Annotated in this window: 9 protein-coding genes and 1 pseudogene; 5 read left to right on the top strand and 5 right to left on the bottom strand. The window is 45.0% G+C overall.

Translation table 11 applies throughout. From position 1 onward, the window contains the following. Positions 1-410 (top strand): annotated as a pseudogene (locus F6K20_RS09290) (ParA family protein); the annotation flags it as partial. A gap of 203 nt (positions 411-613) precedes the next feature. Here the strand turns inward: F6K20_RS09290 and F6K20_RS09285 are convergent. After that, positions 614-1,627, bottom strand: coding sequence for a type I glyceraldehyde-3-phosphate dehydrogenase (locus F6K20_RS09285; protein WP_044492436.1), 1,014 nt, complete (start codon positions 1,625-1,627; stop codon positions 614-616). Between the two features lie 636 nt (positions 1,628-2,263). Between F6K20_RS09285 and murC the strand changes: the two genes are divergently transcribed. Next, on the top strand, positions 2,264-3,811 hold the full coding sequence (gene murC, locus F6K20_RS09280; protein WP_008180746.1) for a UDP-N-acetylmuramate--L-alanine ligase: 1,548 nt from the start codon (positions 2,264-2,266) through the stop codon (positions 3,809-3,811). 206 nt (positions 3,812-4,017) lie between these two features. Further along, the gene (gene murB, locus F6K20_RS09275) at positions 4,018-5,004 is read left to right on the top strand and encodes a UDP-N-acetylmuramate dehydrogenase (RefSeq protein WP_287294505.1); all 987 of its coding nucleotides are present in this window, start codon (positions 4,018-4,020) and stop codon (positions 5,002-5,004) included. A gap of 352 nt (positions 5,005-5,356) precedes the next feature. On the opposite strand, the gene F6K20_RS09270 is transcribed toward murB, so the two are convergent. Beyond that, positions 5,357-5,602, bottom strand: a complete 246-nt coding sequence (locus F6K20_RS09270; protein ID WP_287294504.1) for a hypothetical protein — start codon at positions 5,600-5,602, stop codon at positions 5,357-5,359. 547 nt (positions 5,603-6,149) lie between these two features. Here F6K20_RS09270 and F6K20_RS09265 point away from each other — a divergent pair. Then, positions 6,150-6,503, top strand: coding sequence for a YbaB/EbfC family nucleoid-associated protein (locus F6K20_RS09265; protein WP_008180753.1), 354 nt, complete (start codon positions 6,150-6,152; stop codon positions 6,501-6,503). Positions 6,504-6,615: 112 nt separating this feature from the next. Here the strand turns inward: F6K20_RS09265 and F6K20_RS09260 are convergent, their stop codons facing one another. Then, entirely contained in the window at positions 6,616-8,007 is a 1,392-nt protein-coding gene (locus tag F6K20_RS09260) for an SGNH/GDSL hydrolase family protein (protein WP_287266170.1), read from the bottom strand. Positions 8,008-8,178: 171 nt separating this feature from the next. Between F6K20_RS09260 and F6K20_RS09255 the strand changes: the two genes are divergently transcribed. Continuing rightward, positions 8,179-8,667, top strand: coding sequence for a low molecular weight protein-tyrosine-phosphatase (locus F6K20_RS09255; RefSeq protein WP_044492396.1), 489 nt, complete (start codon positions 8,179-8,181; stop codon positions 8,665-8,667). 68 nt (positions 8,668-8,735) lie between these two features. On the opposite strand, the gene F6K20_RS09250 is transcribed toward F6K20_RS09255, so the two are convergent. Beyond that, positions 8,736-9,377, bottom strand: coding sequence for a response regulator transcription factor (locus F6K20_RS09250; RefSeq protein WP_071103214.1), 642 nt, complete (start codon positions 9,375-9,377; stop codon positions 8,736-8,738). A 232-nt stretch (positions 9,378-9,609) separates the two neighbouring features. Next, the gene (locus F6K20_RS09245; RefSeq protein ID WP_502708826.1) at positions 9,610-11,202 is read right to left on the bottom strand and encodes an alpha-keto acid decarboxylase family protein; all 1,593 of its coding nucleotides are present in this window, start codon (positions 11,200-11,202) and stop codon (positions 9,610-9,612) included. Positions 11,203-11,210: the final 8 nt, after the last annotated feature.

Genomic DNA, 11,210 nt, shown 5'->3' with positions numbered 1-11,210 from the left:
GACAAATTCAGTCTAGGGATGTCGTGCGTTTTCTTAAAATTGCGGCAGGACAATCCATTGATGATGATTATTGGCAAGACCGAATTCTAGTTCCCAAAGCAATTCGAGGTTGTTTGGATGAATGCAGCCAAGAAAAAATTACAGAAATAGAGCTAGAAAATGAACCGTTAAAAAGAGTATTTAATAAATTACGTCCATTATCAGCAGATCAGAAAAAAAGCCCTTTTCAACTAGAAAATATTGACTTATCTCCAGAAGACATTAGCCTCCTTAAAGAAAATGGAGTCATTATCGCTGACGGCGATAAGTATTACGTTTCAGAAATCTTTCGTTTAGGATTAGGGTTTTCCCAAAATGTTGGCAGACCAAAAATTATGGCTTTAGCTCGTCGAGCTGGACAAGGAATCTAGATGATGCTTATTAAGGGATTATTTACCGCTCCCCTCCTTAAAAGAAGGTGATTGAAACGGTTAAGGGAGCAGGGCTGTTTCAAAATTCAATAAATTAGAGCGAGAGAGGGGAATAGGTTAAACGCATTGGTTCAATAAACTATGAACCCTAACGAATAAACACTCTTCCCCAGACTCTTGCTTTACGAACTAGGCTCTCACAACTAATTCGACCATTTTTGGGCAACTAACTCAGCCAAATCTACAACCCGCTGAGAGTAACCCCACTCATTGTCATACCAGGCAACAACCTTAACCATATCGCCACCCATGACCATAGTTAAGCTAGAATCCACAATTGAGGAAGCATCATGACCCCTGTAATCACAGGAAACAAGAGGTTCGTCGCCGTAAGCCAAAATTCCCTTGAGTGGGCCTTCAGCTGCTTCTTTGAGCACTTGATTGACCTGCTCAGCAATGGTACTTTTCTCCACTTGAACCACCAAGTCAACGATAGACACATTAGGAGTTGGCACCCGCAGAGCAATACCATTGAGTTTCCCTTTCAGTTCAGGAATCACTAGGGCTACCGCTTTGGCCGCACCAGTAGAGGTAGGGACAATGTTGAGCGCTGCTGCCCGAGCCCGACGTACATCCCGGTGGCTCGCATCAAGAAGCCGCTGGTCCCCCGTGTAGCTGTGGGTTGTGGTCATTGTCCCTTTGATAATGCCAAACTGCTCATGCAGTACTTTGGCAAAGGGAGCTAGACAGTTGGTAGTACAGCTAGCATTGCTAATCACGTTATTTCCTTCGTCGGTGTAGTCTTCGTGATTAACACCCATGACATAGGTGGGGACGTCGCCTTGGCCAGGAGCAGTGATTAGCACTTTCTTAGCACCAGCAGCTATATGCTTGCCAGCTCCATCCTGATCTCGGAAGACACCAGTGGCTTCGATAACTAGGTCAACACCCCAAGAGTCCCAGGGCAAGTTCAAGGGGTTCCGGTCGGATACACACTTGACAGTTTTTCCATTAGCTGTGATGGAATTTTGATCACAACTGATATCTGCATCAAGTTTGCCCAGCATTGAGTCGTATTTGAGCAGATGGGCATTTGTCTTGGGATCAGAGGTATCATTGATTCCCACTATCTCTAACTGGCTATTCTCCCGAGTCAGCCAGCATCTCATAAAGTTGCGTCCGATGCGTCCAAAACCATTGATCGCTACTCTAATCACTGCTTCTTGCCCTCTGTAATTCAAAGTAAATATTTTCTTAATGATTCTAATAATATCGCAAAGGTTGAAACAATTTGAAACTTTTACTGAATTAATGTGGTGTGATGTACTCGTTTTGAAGCCAGATGGGTATACTTATCTCCAAAGCTGGAGGTTTTGGGAGCAGAGTCTCCTCTGGGGATGGCACAGATCTGACAGATCTCAATATTGCCTCGGCAACCTGATTTTACTCACGCCATGTCTGAATGCAGTCGCTCCCAAAGCCCCTCTCCCCTAACCAGTCTCAACCGATTAGTTTGGTATGTAAGTCCTAACCCTCATGGTTGGGAGTCATACGGATAAACCCAAAAATCACCACTAGCTCTGTTCTAGTGCTATTTTATGGGTGTTTATGGGTCTTGGGACGTTTTTCCGGATTGAGAACTCTTGTTGACGTGTAATATATACGACAATCTAGGTACTCAAAAATCAGTTATGTAACAGTTACGTTATCAAACTTAAGGTATTATTCCCCGGTTTGACAGTACAGATGTACTTATTTACCAAAAATTATTCCTGGATATGTATTTTTCCTGATATGATAGCGCGTGTTATTGGCAAATTAGGCGTGTGCGGTGTGGTGTGTAAGGAGTTAAAATGCCAAAGACTGTTGATTTCAGTAATAAACCATTTCATTTCATTGGTATTGGCGGAATTGGGATGTCAGCTCTTGCCTACATCCTAGCCAAACGCCAATTCCGAGTATCTGGCTCAGATACTCGGACAACCCATATCACGCAACGTTTGCAAGCAGTAGGTGCTCAGATCTTCAGACAGCAGTGTGCTGCCAACTTAGAATTTTTCCAATCCAGGAACGCACCAGCTTGTGAGGACGTAGCAGCTAAAACGGTTAGCACGAGTTTGAACCCAAAGGCGCTCACAGAAATATCACAATCAAGTCCGACTATATCTGTAGCTGACCCCTGTTTAGGATTGCCTCAAGTTATCTGTTCCACAGCAATTAACCCATTAAACTCTGAGTATCAGGCAGCTTTAAAGCTAGGTTGCCCGATTTTCCATCGCTCAGATTTACTAGCGGCGTTGATTGAAGACTATTACAGTATAGCAGTCGCTGGGACTCATGGGAAAACTACAACCAGTAGTTTGATCGGTTATCTACTGTGGCAAGCGGGTTGTGACCCCACCATGATTATCGGTGGTGAGGTGGATGCTATCGGTGGTAATGCCAGGCTGGGAAATGGACCATTACTGGTTGCTGAGGCTGATGAATCCGATGGTTCATTGGTTAAGCTCTCCGCCGAGATTGGTGTAGTAACCAATATTGAGCTGGATCATCCAGACCATTACCAGAAGTTAGAGGAGGTTGTTGAAATATTCCAGACGTTCGCGAAGCGCTGTAAAAATTTAGTGGGATGTATTGATTGCGAGACAGTGCGATCGCAACTAAAACCGAATATCAGCTATAGTCTACGGCGGGATATGGGGGCAGACTATAGCGTTGATGATGTAACTTATGAAGCTAATGGCACTACCGCCAGAGTTTGGGAGGGCAATCAGGTTTTAGGTCGGTTGGAGCTGAAATTGCTGGGCAAACATAATCTCAGCAATGCCCTAGCCGCAGTAGCAGTAGCACGAAATTTGGGGTTAGAGTTTGAGGCAATTGCCTCCGGGATCGCTAGCTTTGAGGGAGCAAAACGCCGATTTGAGCTGCGGGGCAAGTGCAATGATATTAGTTTTGTGGATGACTATGCTCACCACCCCAGTGAAATTCAGGCAACCCTAGCTGCCGCAAGAATTCAGGTCAACGCTGACCAGCGAATAATTGCAATTTTCCAACCTCACCGATATAGTCGTACCCTGAGGTTTCTCCCCGAGTTTAGTGTTTCCTTTAGTAACGCTGACTTGGTGGTTATCAGTGATATCTACAGTGCTGGGGAACCAGATTTAGGAGAAATTAGTGGGGAAAACCTTTATCAGGCGATCGCATCTAACCATAAGGATGTGCATTACCAACCAACTCTCGAATCAGTGGTAGAGTTTCTCAACCAAATTCTCTATCCTGGGGACTTAGCCCTATTCTTGGGAGCCGGTAATCTGAATCAGATTATTCCTAAGGTTATGGGGTTTTACCAACAGCCTGACAATGGCTTAGTTAAGCAAGATTTAGCCCCAAAGCATCAATAATTGTCAATCAAGCTAGGGAATCGTAACTATAGACCTACCTCAGAAGGTCAGTATGATCTCAAGCCTCTACTATACTCGTGAATCAACTTTCCACGAACTCCTCTGGGTACTCTACCCCCTAGCAATTCTAGCCAATGTGACTGCCAAAAACCGATCGGCATTATTTTCATTGTGTGTAGATCCGACTCTCTACCCTGATTTTCCTGATGATAACTAGCGTGCTAACCCAGAAAAAAACTCCTTCCCAGTTACAGTTGTATATTCCAGGAACCAATTGTCCACTTCAGTCCCAGGTATCCTTAGCCAAACTCACCTCATTTCGTGTGGGAGGTCCCGCTCAGTGGTACGTCGCCCCTCGGAGCCTAGAAGACCTACAAGCTAGTTTCCAGTGGGCTCACTACCAAAAATTACCCCTAACCCTGTTAGGGGCGGGTTCCAACCTTCTAGTCAGCGATATCGGTTTGCCGGGTTTGGTAATTTGTACTCGCTATCTGCGCCATACTCACTTTGATGCAGATACAGGGAGAATTACCGCCAGTGCTGGTGTACCGATTGCCCGTCTGGCATGGCAGGCTGCCAAACGAGGCTGGGAAGGGCTAGAGTGGGCTGTGGGCATACCTGGAACCGTTGGTGGTGCTGTGGTGATGAATGCTGGTGCCCACAAAAATTCCACAGCTGATATTCTCTTTAATACAGATGTTCTATCCCCTGATGGCTCAATAGCCCAACTCAGTAGCCAAGACCTAGGCTTTAGCTATCGCACCTCAATCCTTCAAGGTAGCGATCGCATAGTCAGCCAGGCCACATTTCAGTTAAAACCGGGTGCTGACCCAAAACAGGTGCGCTCACTGACATCAGAGCATTTGGCAAGACGACACACTACCCAACCTTACCACCTACCTAGCTGTGGCAGTGTGTTCCGCAATCCTGATCCTTATGCTGCTGGTTGGCTAATTGAACAAATTGGTCTAAAAGGCTACCAAATTGGTGGTGCTAGAATAGCTGAACGCCATGCCAACTTTATACTTAACTGTGGTGATGCTAAGGCTAGCGATATCTTCCGCATGATCCACCATATACAGGAGCAAGTAGAAAAGCACTGGTCACTGTGTTTAGAGCCAGAAGTGAGGATTTTAGGTGATTTTACCAAAAAACTAGCAATGGAAAGCCCTATGTCTTTAGAGCAGGGATAAAAACCAGCGAGGGGATCAATCCCCTCCTATGGTTCCAGTGGATATACCAAAACCGATCCTGTTGGAATATCAGTTCAAAGCTGATCACCAAGCTGATCACCAACATGATCAATTTTTAGTTGATCAAAAATCGACGAAGCTGAAAATCCCGTCTATGCCCGAGCTTTTAGACAACCGCCGGATTGTGGAGCCAATCAGCGTCGGCCGGTTATGAGTAATAGTTTTAAGTCACTTGAAATAAGGCTCGACTCTCCTTACGGCAATTCAAAGGATGAAAGCGAGATAGTGGCTAAAGCCACTGTGAAAAAAATATTTTTAGAGTTCTGGAATCTTGACCGCAATTAATGTAGAATTAGGTATAGAGTACAGGCTGAAAAACCGCTAGGACAACTGGAATAGGTAACCAAGTTTGACCGCCTAGAAAGTAGTAATGCTGCTGAGGGTAGGGAAAATCCTCTTTAAAAACCCAATCGTCAATCAACAATTGGCGTGTGAACCTAGAACAGTATTTTTGAAAAAACACCCGGTGCGCTTGCCGTTGGCGAATTAAATTCACCACGGGTGGCACAGCAATGTACGGTGGGGCACACCGGAACATGGATAAAAGGAAGGGAAACGGAATCTTCGGCACTCCCAAGAAGTATCCGAACGCCTAAGGAGAACCACCCTCTAGGTCTGTCGTGAATTTACTGGGAATTTGGTAGGTTTCTACGGATTTTTGGTTAAGTATTGCCTCTTCCCCGAGGACACGTCGGTTTAAGGTGGTTCGTAGATTTAGGAATCCCCGCGTCTAATGACCGGGGAGTGTCAAAGTTGTGCTTGGCTAAACTAGAAAAGAACGGGAGGAAGTTAACTATATGACTTCAGCCCATGTATGAATAAGGAGACCGGGAATTTATTCCCCTATTTCCTATTGCTTTTAAGGCCAGGAAAGGTTAGTGGACAGTCAAATAGCATCACAATAGATACACGATAGATACACAATAGATAAAGGTTAATCACCACAGGATTTCTAATGTCAGCGCACCCCTTGCCCATAGACTGGGCTTAGTGCCAACCTGGGCAGCGGTTAAAACCGCGCTTGACGTTTGTTTTTCCTGCCCGGTCATTAGACAGGGGATTTCTAAACTTAACTGGGATTTTTTATGACACAAGACAAAGGAAAAGGATTTGGTCTCGGTCTCGGCAAGATGAAAGAACTAGCCGAAGCGTTCAAAAAAGCTCAAGAAGTTCAAAAGGGTGCCAAAGAGCTCCAGGATCAGTTGGAGCAAATGGAAATTGAGGGAACATCAGGGGAAGACGGTAAGGTGAAGGTGTTTCTCAGTGGCAATCAGGAACCCCTACGTGTAGAGATTTCTGAGGATGCTATCAATCAAGGAGCTGAGGCTTTATCTGAACTGGTGTTAGCAGCCATGAAAAATGCCTATGAGACCTCCACAGCCACTATGCGGGAGCGCATGGAAGAACTTACCAGTGGGTTAAATTTACCAGGTTTATAACTTCATCGGTCAATCCCCACTCGGGATTCCGTAGGAAAAAACTATAGGCATGAGGAAATTAATCATTTTAAATGGTTCCAAACCTCATGCCGAATATCCCATTAATACCTGACTATTGATCAAGATTTGAGTAAAACGAAGCTACCTGTAGCTTTGGCAGTGAAGTAAGTCCATAATATAAGCTCTTAGCCACGTGTATATTGGCTGCTTCTGTCAAGTGAATGGCATCATGAAAGGCGAGTTCGGGAAAGTTTTGATAAATTGTGTACAAGTTGAGAACCTTGATATTTTTGGGAAAGCCTTTCTCCAGTTGCTGACCCGCTACCACCAATTTGGGATAATTGGCTTGCACTTGTTTTTGGTAAACTTTTCCTAACTGCTGCAAAATTTCCTTCTCTGCTGGTTTGATCTTGTTGTTGCCACGACCAGTGATTTCTGGTTGGACAGCAACTAGTAAAGGAATTCCCTGTCCTGCGGTTAAACGCAGCATATGTCTGAGGTTATTTCGATAGCGCGTCAATCGACGTTCGAGTTCATCGGATTTCTGAGGAAGATACTTCTTCAGTGGCATAACGTCCCCCCTCATCACTAGAGACCGCTGACTCACTGATGGCTGAGGCTGCAAGACCCAATATGTGATTGCTTTAGCAAGATAAGTTTTTGTAACTAAATGCTTCAACTGCTGGGTGAGATGAGTCCAAAAATGCCCAGTCGCATTTTGCAAGAAGGCTTCTGTGTTAGGAATATCTGTTAAATTTTGGTCACTGGGGGTGATCAAGTCTGTGTATCCACCCAACACTATTACTGCGTCTGGACTGTAAGGTAAAATCTTTAGAGCTAACTGAGCTAGTGCATTGCCAGATGTATACCCTGGTACGGCGGCATTGATTACACGATACTTACCATCTCGGATCTTTGGCGGCAGAGCAAGTGCTTGCTTTAATTCCGGTTCAGAAGGGGGTAAGGTCATCGGTCGGTATTTCTGTGGGGAACGCCTTTGCTGTGTTATCCGTTCATTGAGACGAGCTTCTAAGTAGTTGGCTATGGTAACTTGATTATTGGCATTCCCTTGACCGAAGGCTGTCGAGCCACCTAACAAAAAAATCCGAATTTCATTTTTGGGTTTGACCAAGGGAACGGGGTCGTCGTCCCGGAAACCCTGCTCATTAATGCGCCAGAAATCACTCTGTTGCTTCCCCAATAAACTGTAACCTACAGCTAAATCCCGTTGGACAGCTAGATCACCAAGGTCTGGTAATCCATCATAAAGCTGCTGTGTCTGGTCAACGAACTTGGGACGGTAAACAGTTAAATCTCTGGGTGCCCCCTTGTAGGTAGCTATCTCATTAATTTTGCCGACCGCAGCCAGTAACAAACGAGCCAACAATTCCACAATCATCAAACTTAGAACTATCCCTGCGAGCATCGTCAGTAGGTTAAACCGTCGGCGGCGCTTGCGGTAAAGGCTACGGCGCGACTTAAATATTAAATCTCTTCCTTGCATAACCGTTAAATTAGGAGGTATCCCTTTATAAGTTGGTGTGTTTAAATCACTGCGTTGCTAGACATTGAAGCATGAAGCGACATCGCACCACATAGGTTCAACTATCCCTAAGAGCAATTTCGTTGCTAAACTTAACACGGCGCAGCTCGTAGTTGACCAATTAATATACTCATGCCCTCCTTACTCTTTGTCTGCCTTGGTAATATCTGCCGTTCTCCCTCAGCTGAGAACATCATGAATCACTTGATAGCACAAGCAAATCTTTCTGACCAAATTGTCTGCGATTCCGCTGGTACTTCCAGTTATCATATTGGTTCTCCCCCGGATCGGCGTATGACAGCAGCTGCCAAACGTCGGGGGATTATACTCCAGGGGAAAGCACGGCAGTTTAATCGGTCTGACTTGGAAGAATTTGACCTGATTTTGGCTATGGATCAGCAAAACTACGAAGATATTATCTCTCTTGATCCAGCTGGGAAGTATAAAGATAAAGTAAGGCTAATGTGTGATTTTGCCAGTCATCACACCGAGCGATCAGTCCCCGATCCATACTACGGTGGACCAGAGGGTTTTAATAAGGTGATTGATTTACTGCTAGACGCTTGCGAAGGTCTGCTGGAACACGTTGTTGACAATTACACCAAGACTAGGCAAAACTAAAAACTCCCAACTACTAATTGCCAATGGTGAACTCACCTTTGGTGCCATTGGTGGTTAACTCGATTAATTCATTTGATTAAATGCTGTTCTAAGGCGAATCGTAATAGTTCGGCTCGGTTACTGGTATCAGTTTTTCTGAACAGACTACTAACGTACTTCTCGATTGTCCTCGGACTCAGGTATAGTTGGTTACCGATTTCGACATTGGATAAACCAGTAGCCAGTAAATTCAATACTTGCTGTTCCCGCTCGGTCAGGTGTAGAGCATGAGCTTGGGTATTATTCCCTGATTGATGATTAATCTCTGGTGATGAGTATCGTAACTCCATATGAATCACTTGCGATCGCTCTAGTAAACTGTTAATGACTGCACCCAATTCTTGCATCTCAAAGGGCTTAGGTAGGTAGACATCACACCCCGACTGATAACCCTTGATGCGTTGATTGGTGCTATTGAGTTCGGTTAAAAATACCACAGGTAACAACCGCAATGGGGGCTTCTGACGCACTTTTCTCACCAGTTCATAGCCATCTATTCGGGGCATATTAATATCTGTAACCAGAAGGTGAGGGTGATAAGTCTCAATCATAGACAGCGCTTGCTGACCATTTTCAGCAGTAATAACTGAATAACCTGACATTTCCAGATAATCGCTTACAGACAGACGAGTGCCCAGGTCGTCATCTGCAACCAGAATAATCAATGGCATGGGATAACTATAGTACTGACATTTAGAACAAACCTACTCCTAAGCTAGGTCATCTGGTGCTCAATTGGTGACCAAAAATACTTCGACGCCAGCTCCGCCAGAACTGTCTGGAGATAGGAGTTGCCTGGTAAAATAAATATAGATACCTAGACAACAACATAGCTTAGGGTTCACAAAGAAGCACTAAGTGATTAATTAGTCAGTCAGCCCCCCCTCTTGCCTAGAGCAGCTACTACTCTGATAATCCTTGCATAGCACTTAACGCTTTCCCCAAGCGCTTGACACCATCAGAGCAATCGAGGCGATCTAAATGAACTTCGATAAAGGAGATACTATTGTGGTTAACTTTTGCTTGTTCTAAGGCTTGTTCTAGCTCACCTTCAGTACGCACTTGGCAACTCCAGCTATTTCCAAAAACCTGGGGTAACTGATGATATTTCCAAGGTTGAATATTGTTGTACGAGCCTTCATGTATAGCTCGCTCAATAGTGTACCCGTCATTATTAATTAAGAAGATAATCGGGTTAAGTTGATGCCTAATAATCGTAGAAAGTTCCTGACAGGTCATCTGGAAGGCACCATCACCGACAAACACAACCGGTCTACGGTTAGGAACAGCCAAACCGACTCCTAGACAGGCAGGAACTGAGAAGCCTATAGATGTGTAAAGGGCCTGTCCAATGTAGTCGCTGTCTCCTTGGAGTACCAAATCAACGGTAGCAATTAAAGCATCACCAGTTTCAGCAATCACGATTGACTCATCATCAATAAAGTGAGTCATCCGCTCATAGAACCTGGCGTTGGTTAGCTTTTGCTCAGGTTGTGACTCAAAGCGTTTAGACAAAGACTCTATAGCTGGCTTGATATCCAAGACATCAGACTTTTTCTTCTGAAGTTTGGCAGTTAGACCAGCCATGAAATCCGGTAGATACACTGGAGAATAGAAGTGGTGTTTGATTTTAACTTTGTCAGAATTAGCGTTAATTAATCGGTCTTCCGGCAGTTGGGCAGTGAAACCACCCAGATTAATGTCTGACATGAAGGCACCCAGGCATAAAATACAGTCGGCTGTTTCAACTCGTTGGCGTACATACTCCTGACTGAACGCTCCTGCATAACTACCAATGAATTGTCGGTGGCCTTCCGAGAGAATTGACTTGCCTAACAGAGTGGTAGCGAAGGGATATCCCGTCTGCTCCAGCAGGTTGGTAAGTTGGTCTGCTATACCGTAGCGGTGGAGTTCAACCCCAGCTATAATAACGGGATGCTGGGATTGCTCTAGCAAACTTACCGCCTCTTCAACTGCCTCTGATAAAGCGTTGATATCTATAATTGGGGCTTCTGGCAGGTCACGCTCCCCAGTAACAGGACAAGGTTGATTGACTAAGTCTGAGGGAATTTCAATGTATACAGGTCTCCGGTGGCGCAAACAAGCAGCAATGGTCTGGTCGATTTGCCTTGCCGCTTGACTAGGGCTGGTAAGCCTCACGGCTGCCACTGTAATTTTTTCAAAAATTTCCAGCTGTAGATTGTAATTACCGGCAGTGTGATGTAGGAGTAACTTTTGCTGCCGCTGGGAACTGTTAGGCGCTCCACTAATCACGATCAAGGGGACTAGCTCAGCGTAGGCACCAGCCACAGCATTCACTAGACTGAGTCCACCGACATTATAGGTAACGCACAACCCACCAACACCATTAAGGCGGGCATAGGCATCAGCTGCATATCCGGCATTGAGTTCGTTACAGGTGTAGATTAACTCTACAGAACTCTCTAGCAAGACATCCATCAGACCCAGGACGTAATCTCCTACTACGCCAAAAATATGCTTGA

This window comes from Moorena sp. SIO2C4, assembly GCF_010672485.1.
Lineage (GTDB): Bacteria > Cyanobacteriota > Cyanobacteriia > Cyanobacteriales > Coleofasciculaceae > Moorena > Moorena producens.
Note: the sequence above shows the minus strand (reverse complement) of the source record. Positions and strands in the feature narration are given on the sequence as shown.

Coding starts and splice junctions, on each gene's coding strand:
- F6K20_RS09265 (WP_008180753.1), top strand. CDS start 6,150: ATGACACAAGACAAAGGAAAAGGATTTGGTCTCGGTCTCGGCAAGATG.
- murC (WP_008180746.1), top strand. CDS start 2,264: ATGCCAAAGACTGTTGATTTCAGTAATAAACCATTTCATTTCATTGGT.
- F6K20_RS09270 (WP_287294504.1), bottom strand. CDS start 5,602: ATGTTCCGGTGTGCCCCACCGTACATTGCTGTGCCACCCGTGGTGAAT.
- F6K20_RS09260 (WP_287266170.1), bottom strand. CDS start 8,007: ATGCAAGGAAGAGATTTAATATTTAAGTCGCGCCGTAGCCTTTACCGC.
- F6K20_RS09250 (WP_071103214.1), bottom strand. CDS start 9,377: ATGCCATTGATTATTCTGGTTGCAGATGACGACCTGGGCACTCGTCTG.
- murB (WP_287294505.1), top strand. CDS start 4,018: ATGATAACTAGCGTGCTAACCCAGAAAAAAACTCCTTCCCAGTTACAG.
- F6K20_RS09255 (WP_044492396.1), top strand. CDS start 8,179: ATGCCCTCCTTACTCTTTGTCTGCCTTGGTAATATCTGCCGTTCTCCC.